General features: G+C 67.8%; 20 protein-coding genes and 1 tRNA gene. 8 read left to right on the top strand and 13 right to left on the bottom strand.

What is annotated here, in order from left to right; genetic code table 11:
• Positions 1–363: 363 nt before the first annotated feature.
• Positions 364–783 carry a hypothetical protein gene (locus tag DL990_RS21510; RefSeq protein WP_125789572.1) on the top strand — a complete coding sequence of 140 codons (420 nt, stop codon included), beginning with the start codon at positions 364–366 and terminating at the stop codon, positions 781–783.
• A 186-nt stretch (positions 784–969) separates the two neighbouring features.
• Here DL990_RS21510 and DL990_RS21505 read toward each other — a convergent pair whose 3' ends face one another.
• Positions 970–1,851 (bottom strand): FG-GAP-like repeat-containing protein, encoded by an 882-nt coding sequence (locus DL990_RS21505; RefSeq protein WP_125799721.1) that lies wholly within the window; start codon positions 1,849–1,851, stop codon positions 970–972.
• 152 nt (positions 1,852–2,003) lie between these two features.
• Here DL990_RS21505 and DL990_RS21500 point away from each other — a divergent pair, with 152 nt between their 5' ends.
• The 4 genes from DL990_RS21500 (at position 2,004) to DL990_RS21485 (ending at position 4,941) form a co-directional block, all read left to right on the top strand.
• Positions 2,004–2,621 carry a helix-turn-helix domain-containing protein gene (locus tag DL990_RS21500; protein ID WP_125789574.1) on the top strand — a complete coding sequence of 206 codons (618 nt, stop codon included), beginning with the start codon at positions 2,004–2,006 and terminating at the stop codon, positions 2,619–2,621.
• Between the two features lie 21 nt (positions 2,622–2,642).
• On the top strand, positions 2,643–3,620 hold the full coding sequence (locus tag DL990_RS21495) for a GlxA family transcriptional regulator (RefSeq protein WP_199746527.1): 978 nt from the start codon (positions 2,643–2,645) through the stop codon (positions 3,618–3,620).
• Between the two features lie 19 nt (positions 3,621–3,639).
• Complete coding sequence (locus DL990_RS21490; RefSeq protein WP_125799720.1) at positions 3,640–4,383, top strand: DJ-1/PfpI family protein; 744 nt, start codon at positions 3,640–3,642, stop codon at positions 4,381–4,383.
• A gap of 84 nt (positions 4,384–4,467) precedes the next feature.
• Positions 4,468–4,941, top strand: a complete 474-nt coding sequence (locus tag DL990_RS21485; protein WP_125799719.1) for a hypothetical protein — start codon at positions 4,468–4,470, stop codon at positions 4,939–4,941.
• A 249-nt stretch (positions 4,942–5,190) separates the two neighbouring features.
• Here DL990_RS21485 and DL990_RS21480 read toward each other — a convergent pair whose 3' ends face one another.
• The 3 genes from DL990_RS21480 to DL990_RS21470 form a co-directional block, all read right to left on the bottom strand.
• Complete coding sequence (locus DL990_RS21480; protein WP_125799718.1) at positions 5,191–6,255, bottom strand: DUF6348 family protein; 1,065 nt, start codon at positions 6,253–6,255, stop codon at positions 5,191–5,193.
• A gap of 42 nt (positions 6,256–6,297) precedes the next feature.
• Entirely contained in the window at positions 6,298–7,362 is a 1,065-nt protein-coding gene (locus DL990_RS21475) for a DUF4037 domain-containing protein (protein ID WP_125799717.1), read from the bottom strand.
• A gap of 76 nt (positions 7,363–7,438) precedes the next feature.
• Positions 7,439–8,041 carry a TetR/AcrR family transcriptional regulator gene (locus DL990_RS21470; protein WP_125789579.1) on the bottom strand — a complete coding sequence of 201 codons (603 nt, stop codon included), beginning with the start codon at positions 8,039–8,041 and terminating at the stop codon, positions 7,439–7,441.
• A gap of 66 nt (positions 8,042–8,107) precedes the next feature.
• Here DL990_RS21470 and DL990_RS21465 point away from each other — a divergent pair, with 66 nt between their 5' ends.
• Complete coding sequence (locus tag DL990_RS21465) at positions 8,108–9,103, top strand: VOC family protein (RefSeq protein WP_125799716.1); 996 nt, start codon at positions 8,108–8,110, stop codon at positions 9,101–9,103.
• On the opposite strand, the gene DL990_RS21460 is transcribed toward DL990_RS21465, so the two are convergent.
• The 6 genes from DL990_RS21460 to DL990_RS21435 form a co-directional block, all read right to left on the bottom strand.
• Positions 9,087–9,533 (bottom strand): DUF1772 domain-containing protein, encoded by a 447-nt coding sequence (locus DL990_RS21460; protein WP_125799715.1) that lies wholly within the window; start codon positions 9,531–9,533, stop codon positions 9,087–9,089. The genes DL990_RS21465 and DL990_RS21460 overlap by 17 nt on opposite strands.
• Before the next feature lie 93 nt (positions 9,534–9,626).
• Positions 9,627–10,223 (bottom strand): hypothetical protein, encoded by a 597-nt coding sequence (locus tag DL990_RS21455; protein WP_125799714.1) that lies wholly within the window; start codon positions 10,221–10,223, stop codon positions 9,627–9,629.
• 257 nt (positions 10,224–10,480) lie between these two features.
• Positions 10,481–10,642: a hypothetical protein gene (locus DL990_RS41910; protein WP_233620533.1), complete on the bottom strand. Its 162-nt coding sequence runs from the start codon at positions 10,640–10,642 to the stop codon at positions 10,481–10,483.
• Entirely contained in the window at positions 10,630–11,064 is a 435-nt protein-coding gene (locus DL990_RS21445; protein ID WP_125799713.1) for a hypothetical protein, read from the bottom strand. The genes DL990_RS41910 and DL990_RS21445 overlap by 13 nt, the downstream gene beginning before the upstream one ends.
• 379 nt (positions 11,065–11,443) lie before the next feature.
• On the bottom strand, positions 11,444–11,629 hold the full coding sequence (locus DL990_RS21440; RefSeq protein ID WP_125799712.1) for a hypothetical protein: 186 nt from the start codon (positions 11,627–11,629) through the stop codon (positions 11,444–11,446).
• Between the two features lie 58 nt (positions 11,630–11,687).
• Positions 11,688–12,284, bottom strand: coding sequence for a TetR/AcrR family transcriptional regulator (locus tag DL990_RS21435; RefSeq protein ID WP_125799711.1), 597 nt, complete (start codon positions 12,282–12,284; stop codon positions 11,688–11,690).
• A gap of 121 nt (positions 12,285–12,405) precedes the next feature.
• On the opposite strand from DL990_RS21435, the gene DL990_RS21430 reads away from it, so the two are divergent.
• Entirely contained in the window at positions 12,406–13,749 is a 1,344-nt protein-coding gene (locus DL990_RS21430) for a flavin monoamine oxidase family protein (protein WP_233620532.1), read from the top strand.
• Positions 13,750–14,201: 452 nt separating this feature from the next.
• Here DL990_RS21430 and DL990_RS21420 read toward each other — a convergent pair.
• A tRNA-Asn gene (locus DL990_RS21420) sits at positions 14,202–14,274 on the bottom strand.
• A gap of 162 nt (positions 14,275–14,436) precedes the next feature.
• Here DL990_RS21420 and DL990_RS21415 point away from each other — a divergent pair.
• Positions 14,437–14,616, top strand: a complete 180-nt coding sequence (locus DL990_RS21415; protein ID WP_007031230.1) for a hypothetical protein — start codon at positions 14,437–14,439, stop codon at positions 14,614–14,616.
• A 74-nt stretch (positions 14,617–14,690) separates the two neighbouring features.
• Here the strand turns inward: DL990_RS21415 and DL990_RS21410 are convergent, their stop codons facing one another.
• Both DL990_RS21410 and DL990_RS21405 read right to left on the bottom strand, forming a co-directional pair.
• Positions 14,691–15,455: a trans-aconitate 2-methyltransferase gene (locus DL990_RS21410; RefSeq protein ID WP_125789587.1), complete on the bottom strand. Its 765-nt coding sequence runs from the start codon at positions 15,453–15,455 to the stop codon at positions 14,691–14,693.
• 33 nt (positions 15,456–15,488) lie between these two features.
• Positions 15,489–16,001 carry a hypothetical protein gene (locus tag DL990_RS21405; RefSeq protein ID WP_125799709.1) on the bottom strand — a complete coding sequence of 171 codons (513 nt, stop codon included), beginning with the start codon at positions 15,999–16,001 and terminating at the stop codon, positions 15,489–15,491.
• Between the last annotated feature and the right edge of the window lies 1 nt (position 16,002).

Genomic DNA, 16,002 nt, shown 5'->3' with positions numbered 1-16,002 from the left:
CTGCGAAGTAGAAAGCGGCATGCCGCACCGAAAGTGAGATCGAGTCACACTTTCGGGTGCATTACGGGAAATGACGGGTCGCGAATTCACGCTCCGCGCCGGAGCGATTATTACCCCTCGACCGCTCACCCTTGTTGAGAGACCGGTCGCCGATTACCTACTCGTGCGACTCGCCTTCTCGCGTGCGTTTCTGCAAGCTGGCTTTCAACGGCGGTCGGGGAGGCAACGTCGTGCGACCAGTGCGTGCGTCGCCTTCCCCCGCACTCGAGCCAGAAATGGACGCGGCCCCCTGCTGGCACAGGGAGCCGCGTGAGTGTTCGTCGTGAAGCCCGACCCAGATCAAGAGCAAGGAGACACGAGAACATGGAGACCGTACCGTTCGATACCGGTGAACCGCCAGAGAAACCATCGCTCGATCCGGTCATTTCCGATCCCGGAAGTAACGTGGTGCCGCCCGCCGCGGCGGCGGAGTACGTGAGTCTCGACGAGCTGCTGGACGCCACGGCCATCCCGGCGCTTCAGCCCGCCGAAACCGCCCTGGTGTTCCAGCCGCCGTGCCGGTCTTCCGCCCGCGGCTGGTGGGACATGGCGAACCGCGTCACCTCGGGCGAGTGGAAGCACACGTGGCAGGCCGTCGTCCTGCTCGTCGTGCTCGGCACCGTCCTGTGCGGCGTGCTGCTCGCCGGGTCCGTGGTGCTGCGGGCAGCGGCGCTCTCGGCGCTCGGCTTGTCGGCGTGGGTGTGGCTGAGCAAACGCAACGCCGCCCAGGCGGGGCACGCGTAATCGGATCACCTGAGGAGGAAGGGACCATGCCGTGCCGCTGTTGCTACCAGCGGCACGGCATCCCCGGCTCGGGCGGACGGCCAGGCCGGCCACCCTCACCGTCGGGGATACGTCCGAGCTACAACGTTCTTACGTCACACGGCCGAATCCGCCGTTCCTTCACCCGGTTGGCGGCAGGAAGGCGGCTCACACCGGGACGTCGCCCGGTGTCCCCCACTGCGTGGTGAACAGGCCGAGGCCGTACCAGGTCCCGTTCGAGGGACGCCACACCACGAAGTCCGCCCGTGGGTCGCCACCGAAATTGCCTGCCAGGGGCACATCACCGGCGACACCCCATTGCTGCGTCGCGATACCGAGCACGTACCAGACACCGTTGCTCGGCCGCCACACGGCGAAATCGGCACGCCCGTCCATGTTGAAATCACCGGCCACCGGAATGTCACCCGCGACACCCCATTGCTGCGTCGCGATTCCCCGGACGTACCAGACGCCGTCGCTGGGGCGCCAGACGGTGAAGTCGGCCCGTCCGTCCGCGTTGAAGTCGCCGGACACCGGGACGTCACCGGCCACGCCCCACTGCACCGTGGCGATGTTCAGCACGTACCAGACACCGTTGCTGGGCCGCCACACGGTGAAATCGGAACGCCCGTCACCGTTGAAATCGCCGGTCAGCGGAACGTCACCGGCCACGCCCCACTGCTGGGTCACCACCGCGCCGGTGCTGCTCTGGATGACGTACCAGGTACCGTTGCTCGGCCGCCACACGGCGAAGTCGGCCCGATGGTCGCCGTCGTAGTCCGCGGCGACCGGAACGTCACCCGAAACGCCCCACTGTTGTGTCACCACACTTCCGTTGCTGCTGCGGATCACGTACCAGATGCCGTTTCCGGGACGCCACACCGCTTTGTCGGCGAACCCGTCCCCGTCGAAATCCGCGGCCGTCTTCTGAGAGGAAGGCGAGGCGGTGATACCGACGCCGTCCTCCTCCGCACCCGCGGCCGGTGGTATCACGATCAGCCCCGCGAGCAGACCCGCCAAAGCCGTCCCCACCCGAATGGATCTTCGCATTTCCCGCAACCCCTTTTCCGTTCGATGGACGCACTCTTCCCAGTTCGTGGTTTTTGACCGAAGATACGCACCGGGAGGAGTTGCAGCCTGACACCGACGGCCTGCCCTTGTCAGCAAGGATTCCGTCCAGTGGACCGCGCGAGGGGATTTCCATGGAGACCGAGAGAAGACCGAGAAGCGTTCTCGAAGGCGCTTTCACCCTATTGGATGCCTTGGTACGACATCAAGGTGAAGCAGGATTGACCCAACTGGCGAATTCCTGCTCGATACCGAAAGCGACCGCACACCGATTACTCGAGCAATTGACCGTGCTGGAGGTTGTCCAGCGCAGCGAAAACCGCTATCGCGTCGGCGCACAGGCATTCCGGCTCGGTCAATCGTGGCAGCCTTATCCGCGGCTGCTGGAACTCGCCCGCGGCGAACTCAGGAGATTGGCCGCGGCCACTCGGGCGAGTTCGGTACTCGCCGTGCCCTGCGACGGCCGTATCCTCATCGCCGCCGCCAGCCTCACCCGGCCGGAAGACGGCGTTCTGCTCCGGCCGGGTTCGACGGTGCCGCAACGCACCGGCCACTTCTGCCCCGTCTGGCAGGCCGAACACGACCTCGTCGCCGTCGAAGCACCCATCACGTTGCCGACCGGCGAAACGGTCGGTTCGGTCGCGGCCGTGACCGCGCCGACACCGTCACCCGGCGCGGTGCCGGACACCGTGGCCCGCGCCGCCCGCACCATCGGCGCGGCACTGGTGAACCGAGTTGCGACGCGGGCGTAGTTTCTCCTTGTGGGATCGGGAATGAAGCCGCGCCGGGTGGTGATCGTCGCGTTCGACGACGCGCAGATCCTTGATGTGGCCTGTCCCAGCGGGGCGCTGGAGATCGCGAGCTCACACGGCGCCGCACCGCCCTATGTCGTCGAATTGGCCACGGTCGACGGGCGGACGACACGGAGTTCGTCGGGGATCATGCTCGCCGGTGCCCGGCGGCTGGCCGAGGTGTCCGGGCGGATCGACACGATGCTCGTGGTCGGCGGCGCGGGAACGGGGACGGCCGCGGCGGACGAGCGCCTGCTGACGCAGGTGCGGCGGCTGGCCGAGCGAAGCAGGCGAGTCGCCTCGGTGTGCACGGGCACGTTCGTGCTGGCGGCCGCCGGCTTGCTCGACGACCGGCGGGTCACCACGCATTGGGGCTACGGCGAGCAGCTCGCCGCGGCTTTTCCCGCGGTGACAGTCGATCCGGCCCCGCTCTACATCCGTGACGGCAACGTCTTCACCTCGGCGGGGGTGATCAGCGCGCTGGATCTCACGCTCGCGCTGATCGAGGACGACCACGGGCCGACGCTGGCCCGCGAGGTCGCCCGTGAGCTGGTGACGTATCTGCACCGCCCGGCCGATCAGGCGCAGATCAGCACGTTCCTGGCCGCTCCGCCGCCCGGCAACCGCGTCGTGCGAGACCTGTTGGGGTACATCGCCGCGCATCTCGACGAAGACCTCAGTCCGTCGGCGCTGGCCGCGCGGGCCGGCGTCACCACCCGGCACCTCAGCCGCTTGTTCGGCACGCATCTCGGCAAGACCCCGGCCCGCACGGTGCGAGCGGCCCGGACCGAAGCCGCCGCCCACCTGGTGCGGTCCACCGCGTTGCCGCTTTCCGCGGTCGCGCGGCGTTGCGGGTTCGCCTCGGCGGAAACCCTGCGAACCGCGTTCCGCCACCACTACGGGCTCACCGGGGACACCCTTCGCAGGATGACGGACATGCCGCGCCCGCTCGGGACTTGAACGCCCCAGAATCCGCGGCATGAACAGTGCGAAGACAACGCGCAGAACGGTACTGACCGGCGTCGCGGCGGCCGCGGCGTTCGGCCTCGCCACCGGTACGGCTCAAGCGGAGTCCAAAGGCCCGCGGATCGGCATGCTGCTCTACGACGGCTTCAGCCTGCTGGATCCGACCGGCCCGGCCGAGGTGCTGTGCCGGCTTCCCGGCGCGACGGTGACGATGATCGCCGAGCACCGCGGCCCGGTGCGCACGGACACCCGCGATGTCGCGGTGCTGGCGGAACGTTCGGTGGCCGAAGTGAACCGGCTGGACGTGTTGCTCGTTCCGGGCGCCGGTAACCGCGGCACGAACGCCGCCATGGAGAACCAGGTGCTGCTCGACTGGATCCGCCGCATGCACCGGCACACGACGTGGACCACGTCGGTGTGCACCGGGTCACTGATCCTCGGCGCGGCCGGGTTGCTCCGCGAGCGGGCCACCACGTACTGGGCATCGGCGGACTATCTGGAAAAGACCTTCGGCGTGCGCTACGTGCCCGAGCGGTACGTTCAGGTCGGCAAGATCATCACCGCCGCGGGCGTTTCCGCCGGCATCGACCTCGCCCTCCATCTCGCTTCCCTGCTGGCAGGCGAGGAAACCGCCCGCGGCATCCAGCTCGCCGTCGAATACGACCCGCAACCGCCCTTCGATTCCGGCAACGCCGCGACGGCGAGTCCGGAACTCAAAGCGCTCGCGCTGAAACTGCTCGCCGATTCGCAGGAGTAGCACCCGGGAACGCCGTCACCGCATAGGATCGCCACGGCGCGGACCGGGCGTCTCGGTCCCTGGCGGAGCGGTGGAAGGCAAGGCATGTCAGACCTCATGTACACGATCATCGAGGCCATTCCGCGGGTATTGCTGCTCGTGGTGGGAGTCCTCGGCCTGATCTTCTCCATCAAAGGACGCTCCAGGGGAGTCTCCGGCCTGATGGTGGCCGCTTTCGTCGTCATGCTCGTCGCCACGGTGGCAAGCATCATCTGGCAGTTCGTGGTGTTGAACGTGTCGTCCTGGATCGCGTCCGAGCAGCTCACCAGCGACGAAGTCCGCTTGATCTTCATGGGCGTCAGCGTCCCGCTCGACGCCATCGCGCTGCTCTCCTGGTTCCTGGTCGCGATCGCGGTCCTCAAGAGCGGCCGTCCGACACGGCAACCCGGCGTCGCGCCGTACCCAGGACCGGTCAACTACCCGGTGGCCGCACAGCAGGGTTTCCCGAACCCGCAGCCCGACAACGCCCAGCCTGGCTACCCGCAGCCCAACCCGCCGACCCAGCAGCCGCCGAACTAGAGCGATGCCCCGTTTCCGGATGGTGACGATCCTGCCGGGGTCGTGAGTGTTTCGGGTCGTTCTGGCCAAGGATGCCCTAGGTACCCATTGGAGTGAGCCGGGTAGCGGCCGGGCCGTGAAGGCCATCAACGAGCCTCAGCAGCAGCACCACCAGCCACAACGGCGGCGCGTGAAGGACTCCTTGCCTCGGCTCAGCCGAGGAAACTCGACCTTCACACCTTCCTCAGTACATGAAGGCCCCGCGACCGTCTAAGCGTCGACAGGCACGAGTAACCCGAACACCCGCACCGCCACTCGTCCCTCGGGCAGCGGTGCCGGGCTTTCCGCCACCACCACCTCGCCGGCGGGCCACGGCTCGCTGTCCAAAAGGACCTCGTTGTTCAGCAGCCCGCCGTCGTGATGCGCGACGAACAGCCGGAGCCCGTGCACTTTCCGCCCGAGCTTCTCCGCGCGCAACGCCTCCAGCAACCGGTCCAGGACCGGCTCGGCGGATAACATCGCGTCAGTGAACAGGGTGATCTGAGCACCCAGCACCAGCTCGAACACGCCATCCGGATGTTCGTATCGTTCACGCGTGACCTGATCCGGCGCGGCGCCTGGAGAAAACAGACCGTCGACGATCGGGTGCAAGGCCCCTTGACTGAACATGTGCACCGCGCGGCCGATCGCCTCGCGCCACGTGGCGCCGTATCCGGCGAAGCTCTCCACCAGCCACGGTTTGGCCAGCGCGGGATGCGACACGGCGAAGTCCACTTGGGCCATCACCATGCCCGCCGGGGCCGGATGCACGATGAGCTTCGTGTCGGCTTTCGTGTCCTCGTCGAGTGCGATGCCGTGCTCGCGCAAGAATCCCTCGAAAACCAGCTGCGGCGAAGGCACACCACCGTCACCGTCGACCACCGGTTCCAGATCTGCGGCGAGGGTGGGCTCGTTCAACTGGAGATCCGACATCTGCGCGCCGTCGTTCAACGCCGCGTTGATCACCGCGAACGCGCTGCTGCGCACCGCGATCCGCTCGAACTCGCCGCGGTCCGCCTGCCTCGCGCGTTCCGACGCCGCCACGAAGACGGGCTCCTCGGACAGCACCACCCGCCCGCCGGGCCCCACCACCGCGTCCGGGTACGAGACATCCGGCAGCAAGCCCCGCGTGTACGCCATCGGCAGGAAGATCAGCAGCCGTTCGGCCAGCCACGGTTCGACTCCCGCGCCCGTCAGCCTTTCCCACACCTGGTCGTCACTCGGCGGTTCCTCGCCCACGCAGAACGCGGCGATCCCGACCTCGAGCGCGGCGTCCAGCCCCCATGATGCGATCACCACGGAAGTCTATTCGTGCCGCCACAGCGGGCGTTGTCGCGGTCAGAGTGCGGGGCCCGCGATATAGCGACGGCGCAGATCGGCGTTCCCGCGGTCGGTCACGTCGGTGTTGTCGACGTACTGGTCGATCGCACCGACCGGTGGCAGAGCCCTGACGGCCGGGTCGCTGATCGTCGCGACAAGCGCGTCGGTGAACCGGTAAGCGTCGAGGACCCGGAACGGCCGGTCGTGGAAGTACCGGACCGACACCTCCAGCGGCTCCGTGAGACCGAGATCGTTGTGCATCCCCGCGGCGATCTCGTAGGCGGGAGAAAGGTGTCGTTCCCGTTCCTGCCAGCTTCGCGCGGCCAGCGCGCCAGACAGGCAAGGAGTCAGCGCCTTGGCGCAGGGCAACGCCGCGAACGCGGTGCCCAGCCACTTGCTGTACGGCGGATACACCCGATTCATCACCAGGCACAGCTTCATCACGTCACGGACCTGGCGCGCGGCGACCACGGCCGAACCCAGGTCGTCGCCGACCTCACCGCAGCGGCCGACAAAAGGCTCCTCCTGGGACAGGCGCATCCACTGACAAGCCAAGACGTAGCGCCACACGTCGTCGGGAAACCAGGCGAGATGATCCCGGTAGGGCTCCAGCAGGCCGACCCCGTCGTGGAAGACCGTGCCACCGGTCAGTTCACGCAATACTTGCGTCGGGACCGTCAACCACGCCGAAATCGGCAGGCCGCCGTCCGGCTCGGCGCCGAGCTGCTCGGTGAAGAAGCCCCGCAGATCCGTGACATGCACCCAATGCCGAGCCAGGGCGCCCGTCGGGAAGGCGAAGCGGACCGGGTAGCCGCGGAACTCGACCGGCAACTCGCGATCGAGCAGGGTGTCCAGATCGTCGGCGAGGGCGTGAAAGTCTTCGCTGCCAAGGAAAAGCTGCATCCGCGGCCCCCAGGCGTGGTCGGTGGAGCGCACGGTGTCGAAGCCCTGCACCTCCGAGCCCCAGCCGATCAGCGCCGCCGAGTACGGCACGTCGTCCAACGCGTCCTCCAGGATCGGGGCGACGACCTCGGCGTAAAACAGCTGGGACAGTTCAAGCCCTGGCAGGAAGGATCGCGTCACGTCCGCCACCGTGGCAGGAATGACGGACGACGGCCAGTGGATAACCGAGCGTTCCCGCAGTGCCCGGCTGGTGGAGTCACCGCTCCGTGGGCCAGGTTCGCCTCAGGCCGTCGATCACGTCGACGAACAAGGTGAAGGTGCTGTCGACGCGTTCGCGGTCGTTGGTGGTGAGCAGGTCGAGTTGCAGGCCGCGGGCCTGGGCCACGATCATCGACGCCACCAGAGGTGCCTGTGCCTCAGGGCAGCCGTCTGCCGCGACCAGGCGGCGCATCAGGGTCAGCGAGTCGTGTACGACCTGCCGCAGGAAGCGTTCGTAGCGTTCCGGTTCTCGTGCGGCCTGAGCGAAGACCTCGAACAGCAGCCGGTAGACGGGCAGGCGTTCCGTGGTCGTCGAGGTCCGCCACCAGGTCGGAAGGTCGGCCGGCCGGGTCGGCGGGTCGGCCAGGCCTGCCGCGTCGGCCAGTCTCCGGCGCAGCAGGTCGATCACCTCGGCGACCAGATTCTCCTTCGAGCCGAAGTGGTGCAGCAGCGTCCCATGGCTGACGTTCACCGCCGCGGCCAGCGGCCGCATCGCCAGACCGGCCAGACCGTGTGTCAGGACGTAATCGGTCACCGCGTCGAGCAGTTCGGGCCGCCGGTGCCGGTAGCGGACGCTACGGCCGTCGATGCGCTCCTCCATCGGCCGGACGATACGGCAACACGAGATAGATTGACCGATTGGTCGAACTACTTTTAGAGTGGCCGCATGGCCTCCGAGATCACTCGCCTGCACCACGTCGGCCACGTCGTCCGGGATATGTCCGCCGCATTCGACCTCTACCGGCGTCTGGGCTTCGTCGTGCCGGCGCCCGGTTATCCCGCGATGTCCCCCCGCGAGGGCGCCGAGCCGGAGCCGTTCGGCGCGGCCAACACCCACGCCGACTTCTCGCACGACTTCCTTGAACTGGCCACCGTGGTCCAGGCCGATGGTCGCGTGCCGGCGAACGCACGGCTCGTCCCGCTGCAGGCCCCGCCCGACGTGCTACCGACGTTGCTGGAGCGGATCCACGCCACCAGCGCGAACCTGACGGAATGCCTGGACCGCTTCGAGGGACTGCACATCCTGATGTTCTCCTCGGCCGACATCGACGCCACCGCCACACGGTTGACCACCGCGGCGGTGCGGCATGGCGGGGTGAACACCGTGCGGCGGCCTGCCGGGGACCACGTCGAGACCGTTCGATACTTGGAGATCGACGGAGTGCGGCCAGGCGTCGAGGCGGAGGGCAGGGTCGGCGTCGTCGCGGATCTGGACCCATGGATCCAAGCCACCCGGCTGGCCGGCCACCCCAACGGCGCCGTCGGCCTCCTCGATGCCACGCTCTGCGTCACCGACGACGAACTGGACGCCGCCCAGGCGCGCTACGAGCGCTATCTCGGCCGGACGCCTCGCACAGAAGGATCCACCCGGGTCTTCGACCTCGGCGGCGCGACACTCACCCTTGTGCCCGCCTCCGGCCTCGCCACCCTGTTTCCCGGTGAGCGGCCCCCCGCATTGCCGGCTCTCATCGCGTGCACGGTCGCCGTCACCGACCTGACCGCAACGAAGAATCTGTTGCAGCGCAACGAGGTCCCGCTGCGACAGACGCCGCTCGGAGATGTCTTCGTGCCTGCCACCACCGCCCTCGGCGCCACCATCGTTTTCCGGCAGGCGAGCATCCAGCACAACGCGGCGCCGCACGATCTCAGGCGCGGGCGGTGACCAGCAGGGCGAAGGCCGCGATGATGACGGCGACGCGAATGTAGTGAAAGCGGTCCCAGCGGTTCACTTGCCGCTTCCAGTCCGCGGGCCGGTTCTCGGCGGTCCACGTCTTGCCCCGGTCGTTGATCGGGACGAGCAACAGGATCGACATGACCACGCTGACGATCGGCAGCGCGTCGGCGGTGACGACGAGTCCAGCACCGGGGTGCTGCCATCCGGCGATGGCCCAAATCGCGACGAGGACGAGCGAACCGATGTACCAGACCGGCATGACCGCGCCGAGCATGCGGCCCCCGTGGGCACGGCCGCTCACCATGCTGTCCTCGGGGAGTGCGTTGAGGATCGGGTTGATGACGAACGCGACGGAGAACTCCACCCCCACCATCACCCCGACGATCACGGTCGTGACGATCTCGAGTGCGTTGAGCATGACTGCCCCTCCTGAAATCTAGCGCTGCTAGCTGATGCGGCAACGCTAGCACTAGCGCCGCTAGTTTGCCTAGCGGTGCTAGAAACTTCTCGCTCACCAACCGCCTATCGTGACGACTCCGTGGCCACCGACGGCGGCCTGCTCGAGCAGTGCGATGTGCGACAACGTGAAGTAGCGGAAGTCGTGGAACCACAGCACCGCACCGTGCGGTGGATCGCGCTGCTCCTGCGGTATCGCGTCGCATTCCTCACCGAGACGGGTCAAGAGGTCCCAGGGCAGCCGGTGAGCCGCGTCGAGCAGCTCACGCACACCGGCCGGGCGCAGCGTGTAGTTCAGCAGGTGGCGCCAGTCCTCCGGGGCCAGCTGAGCGTGGGGTCCCGCATCCGCCGCCAGGTCATCGCGGCGCTCCGGCTTCCACTCCTCGGTGAAGACGTAGCCGGTGGCCAACGTGCCGAGCACGGTGTCGGTGAGTGCGCGAGTCTCGGGGGTGAGCCGTGGGCGCAGACAGTCGCCGTAGTACCAAAGGCTGTTCCAGTGACCTTTCGTGCCGGGCATGTCCTCCACGGACAGAAACGGCGCCATCGGCTCTTCCGCGTCGTCCCACAGCCACACATGATCCCAATGCGGCTCGCGAGTGAGGGCGAGCAAGGGCTCCCACTCGACCACGGCCCCGTAGGCGTCGTACCCCATGCCGCGAGTATCACTCGCCGGATCGGTTTCAGGGGCGAGCAGGTACTTGTCGAACCGTGTCCTTCTTCCGGATAGATCACCAGCGCCGGGGCCCGCGGTTCGGGCAAGGCATGCATCGTCACCCTTGGCGGTCAGCCTCCGGAGGGTGCGCTGCCGAGGTCGGCAACGCAGAAGCGGTTGCCATCCGGGTCGGCGAGAACGACGAAGTCCGGTTTGGGCGGATAGCGGTCCCGATCGACGCCCCGGCCCCGAGTTCCTCAAGACGTGCGACTTCGGCTTTGCTCAGCGGCGGTATCGACGAACAGGTCGAGATGGATCCGCGGATACGGCTCGCCTGCCAAAGTCCGCCAGCCGTCGCTCGCCCACTCGTCGTCGGCAACGAGGTTCAACGCCGCGGTCCATGCCTTCAGAGTTGCCATGCCCCGGCTTGCCTGGCGGGCACTTGTGCCTGGATCACCCGGCTGGTCGGGTCGGCAGCATTGAGGTCGCGTACTCGATCGGTGACCAAGAAGTCGGGGAGTTCAAGCCCATGGTCTTCCGTGAGCAAAAAGGTTCCACCGCGCACGTCCGGTTCCCAGCCTGACGTCAAAGCGTGTTCGATGAGTCGTCGAATGTCGGCAGCGCTCGGATACGACCCATCCGTCTCGGCAGGGGCCCACCCCACCCCCATATCCTTGGAAAGCAGGTCCACCTCCAGCGCACGACTGTTCTTGCCGTCGCCCCAAATCCGTACGTTGATACATCGATGGAGACTTCCACCATCGCCTTGCACCGCACCGATCCCCGCACGCCAGGTGAAGTCCCGTTCCCCGACGTGGAGTGCCCGCAGTCTCCTCCGCATTGTCCCGAGCTTACGGACCTGGGCGATCACCACAGCGATACCGCACTTCCGGGAGCGTGGCGACGACCACACGGACCTGCGCGCCGTCCGTCAGGCACAAACCCGACACTGAATCGCCCCTGGCACCCCGAAAACGAAGAAGCCAAAGCCGCGCGGCCTGGGCTTGTGCTCCCCGCTTGGACTCGAGCCAAGAACCCTCCGGTTAACAGCCGAATCCTTTCGAGTCGCCCTCAGTCGATCCAGCTGGGACGTTTGCGATCGCTCATGCTCTCGGTCGATGTCAGCCGACCTCGTTCGACCACCTGGCCAAGGATTGTGATCCGGCGCGACGGCAACCGAACTGAATGAAGTTCGCCAGTATGACCTTCGAACAACCAGGTCAATTAGTGTCGTCCCCGCGCAGGCGGGCTTGGTCCCGAGCGGCGAACGACAGGTATCGGGCGTCGGCGAAGTAGTCCGCGGAGTCACAGCGGAACCCGGGCTTGGTGAGGGTCTCCAGTTTCACGAACAGACCGAAGTCGTCGGAAGCGCTCCCTGGTGCCGCCACCGACACGCCGAGCAGCACCAGAGAGGGATGACGCGCCGGGAAAACGTGCTCCGGCGGCGAGCGAGCCCGACAGTCGTCACACCCCCGCCAGACCTTTCGCCATCTCCATCAACGACTCCAGCCCTTCCCGGGCACGTGCGTCGTCAGGATCGCAGACGTACTGCAGGGTCAGGCCGTCCACGCCGGCGACGATCATGCGCGCCAAGTGGTCGAAGGGAACAACGACGGTCTCGCCCGCGCCCTCGGCGGCGCGCCGGCACCAGTCGGCGACGACGGCGGCGTACCGCTCGTACTGGTGCCGGGCGAGGTCCTCGTGGCCGGCGGCGCGCAAGGCGTACATGGTGAGTTCGTACTGCAGCAGCTGCAGTTCGCGCCCGTTCCGGACGAGCCTGCCCCAGTAGGCGTCGAGCCCCTGTCGGATCGCGTTCGCCAACCCTCCATCGGTAGCGGCGGACTCGGCGAGGACCTGGGCGATGTCGTCGACGACGCTCTCGATCACGGCACGGAGCAGTTTCTCCTTGGATGGGAAGACGTACTGCATGGTGGCCAGCGGGGCCCCCGCCTCGGCGGCGACCACGCGCACCGATGTCTTGGCGACGCCGTGGGCGGCCAGCGCGGTGCGTGCGGCCGCGATGAACTGCTGCCGGCGAACCGCCGCCTCGACGTACGGCATGACCACCCCTTTCGGTCGGATGACCGAGATTTTGTCACGAACGCTTGCCAGGCACGCGCGGCGCACCTAGCCTGAGGCAACTCGGTCATTTGACCGAATCTCCGGAACTGAGGAGCGGATGATGAAGGTCGTGGTCGTCGGCGCTGGACTGGCGGGGCTGTCCGCCGCACGGGAACTCAGCCGGAGCGGAGTCGAGGTCGCGGTATTCGAAGCCCGTGACCGGGTCGGCGGCCGGCTCGAGGGCGGTGAAATCAAGGGCCACCCGATCGAACTCGGCGGCACCTGGATCGGCGACGGACACTCCCGGATGTACGAGCTCATCGACGAACTCGGGCTGGAAACCTTCCGCACCTGGAACGACGAGGGCAAGGTACTTGTCCGGCTCGGCGGCAAGCGCGCCCTCGTCAGCGGCACCAAAGGCACCGTCCCCAGGCTCAACCCCGTCGCGCTCGCCGACCTCGCCCAGGGCTTGGCCCGGTTCGGCAGGCTCGCCCGCACCATCGACCCCGCCCAGCCGTGGGCGCACCCGAAGGCGCGCCTGCTCGACGGCCAGACCTTGGAAACCTGGGTACGCCGTACCCTGCGCACACCGAGCGGGAGAGCCTACTTCAGAGTCGTGATCGAAGCGATCTTCGCCACCGACGCCCACGACCTCTCCCTGCTGCACGCGCTCTTCTACGCGGTCAGCAACACCGACCTCGAAACCCTCCTAGCCGTCGACCGCGGCGCCCAGCAGGACCGCGTCGTGGGTGGCTCGGTCCTCGTGGCCCAACGGCTCGCCGACGGCCTCGACGTCAGGCTGTCCAGCCCGGTCGTCTCCGTGGCCCACGACGCCACCGCCGTCACGGTCACCACCCGCAACGGCGAGGACTTCGCCGCCGACCGTGTCATCGTCGCCCTCCCACCGACGCTCGCCGGACGCCTGCGGTACGACCCGGTGCTGCCGGCCTGGCGCGACCAGCTCACCCAGAAACTCCCGGCCGGCACCGTCGCCAAGACCTTCGCGGCATACCCGACCCCGTTCTGGCGCAAGCACGGACTCAACGGCCAGATCGTGTCCGACACCGGCCCGGTCAAGGTCACCTTCGATGTCTCTCCGCCAGGCGGCGAGATCGGCATCCTCCTCGGCTTCGTCGAAGGCGGCGACGCCCGCCGCTGGCAACGACTCCCCGACACCCGGCGCCGCCAGGCCGTGATCGACTCCTTCGTCCGCCATCTCGGCCCGCAGGCGGCCGAGCCGACCGCGTACACGGAGAAGGACTGGAGCGCCGAGGAGTTCACCCGCGGCTGCTACGGAGCTCACTTCGCACCCGGCGTGTGGACCGGCTACGGCGACATACTGCGGCCACCGATCGGCCGGATCCACTGGGCCGGCGCCGAGTACGCCGTCCGGTGGAACGGCTACATGGAAGGCGCTGTCCGCTCCGGCAACGCGACCGCACAAGAGATCATCGAGCTCTATTGAGGGCCAAGGCAAAGGTGGCGTGTCGCGACGAAGGTCCGCCCTTGCCTTACCCCTCACTAACTTGGCTCGACTTTCACCCCGGCGCAGTTGCGTCATATCGCTTTGCTCGGGGAGACACCGGACAGGGGCCGTCGAGGCTGACGGCTATCGCGGGATAGCCCGCACACGTGACCCGCTGAAACAGAGATCATGACCGCACACGAGGAGCTGAAGGATCCCTCGGTCGAGCCGGACCGGCCAAAGGAATGTCGATGTTGTTGCGCGGCTGGTCGGCCGAGCAGGCGTTCACGGCGCTGCCGGGTACCAAAAACGTACAGTCGCCCCACCCGGAGGCCGATATCGCTACATCAGCTACACATCAGTGCGGGCACGGGACTGCGTCAGAATCGACACCAAATCGCCCCTGGTACCCCGAAAACGAAGAAGCCCAGGCCGCATGGCCTGGGCTTGTGCTCCCCCGCTTGGACTCGAACCAAGAACCCTCCGGTTAACAGCCGAATGCTCTGCCAGTTGAGCTACAGGGGATCGTGCTCCGTACCGGCCGGATCGCTCCGACCGATGAGAGAACTTTAGCCCATGCCCTCCGTCGGCCGCGCACCCACCCCCACTTTCTCCGGCCACCTCGTCAAGCTCGCGTTTTGAGGGACAATGGCAGCCGGAGCAAGATCGAAGGAGGCGTGGACTCGGATGAAGATGTTCCTGCTGGGTGCGGCCGCGGGCTACGTATTGGGCGCGAAGGCCGGCCGGGGACGGTACGAGCAGATCGTGCGGACGTACCGCAAGATCGCTGACCACCCCATGGTGCAGGGCGCCGCCGGGGTCGCTCGCGCCAAGGTCGGTGAGCGGTTCGGGCGGCCTCAGCGCTGACCGCACCCGAGACGTGCCGAAAGGGCCCTTCACCGCCTGAGACGCGGTCAAGGACCCTTTCGCATACAGGGAGGTCAGCCCACCGTGGCGACCACGAAGACGCGCCGGAACTCGAACCAGGTGGTCCCGTCGGGGCGCGGCGGGTAGGCCTTGTCCAGTTCGCGGGCGATCTGCGCGCGGAAGTGGTCCCATTCGGCTCCGGCGAGGGCCTCCTTGACCGGCAGCAGCGAGGTGCCGGTGATCCATTCGAGTACGGCGTCCTCACCCGCCAGCCGCTGCAGATACGTCGTCTCCCAGGCGTCGACGGCGCAGCCGGCGTCGGCGAGCAGGTTCCCGTAGCCGAGTGGGCTGTCGACGGCCTCGTTCTCCCGCAGGACGACGTCGGCGAGGCGCGGAGCCCACTCCTCGGTGCGCGCGAGGGCGCGGACCAGGGCGTGCGACGGGGCGTCGAAGTTGCCGGGGACCTGGAACGCGAGCGTCGCCCCGGACGGCAGGAGGCCCACCCAGCGGCGGAGCAGGTCACGGTGCTCCGGGACCCACTGGAGCACGGCGTTCGAGATGACCACGTCGGTGTCCGGTTCGGGCACCCAGTCGTTGACGTCGAGCACTCGCGCGTCGACGCCGCGTGAGCGTGCGGCTTCGACCATTTCGGGTGAACTGTCGCTCGCCTCGATGATCGCGTCCGGCCAGCGTTCCGCCAGGCCCGCGGTCAGGTTGCCGGGTCCGCAGCCGAGGTCGGCGACCCGCCGCGGTTTCCCCGCCGTGATCCGCCCGACGAGGTCATGGAACGGCCGGGCCCGGAGGTCGGCGTAGTCGAGGTACTTGACCGGATCCCACATGGCGCCTCCCAGTGATACAGTACAAGCGTACTGCTAGCCGTGGGGCTTCGCCAGTTTCTCGGCCGCTTCCTCGGCGATCGCCTTGACCACGTCGGCATCCGTGCCCGGATCGGGCCGCACCTGCAGCACCGTACCGTCCTGGCCTGGGACCTTGCGCTCGACGAACCATGCTCCGCCGGTGCCGAAGTCCTTGCGGTGCCGCCCGCGGACCGAGCCGTCGACCCGCTGCCGCACCAGGAGCGGGACCTTGCCCGGCCGGGCGAGCCGGAACCGGACCGGGGTCTTGTCGGCCAGCAGCACGGCCTTGCCCGCGAGCCCGGTCTCCTCGGACTCGGTCAGGGTCAGCACCCCGTCCGACCACGCGGCCTTGCCGACCAGATGCCAGCCGACCCGGCGCGGCCCCGGGACCCACAGCCCCAGCGCCGTCACCAGCAGGTATCCGCCGCCCTCGACGGCCGCGCTCCCGACGACGTGCTCGCCGTCGTCCAGCGTGCCGTCGAAATCCGCCGGGACACGGTCACCCAGCAGGTGACGCAGCCAGCCCATG

The sequence above is a fragment of the Amycolatopsis sp. WAC 01416 genome, assembly GCF_003947485.1.
In the GTDB taxonomy this organism is placed as follows: Bacteria; Actinomycetota; Actinomycetes; order Mycobacteriales; family Pseudonocardiaceae; genus Amycolatopsis.
Note: the sequence above shows the minus strand (reverse complement) of the source record. Positions and strands in the feature narration are given on the sequence as shown.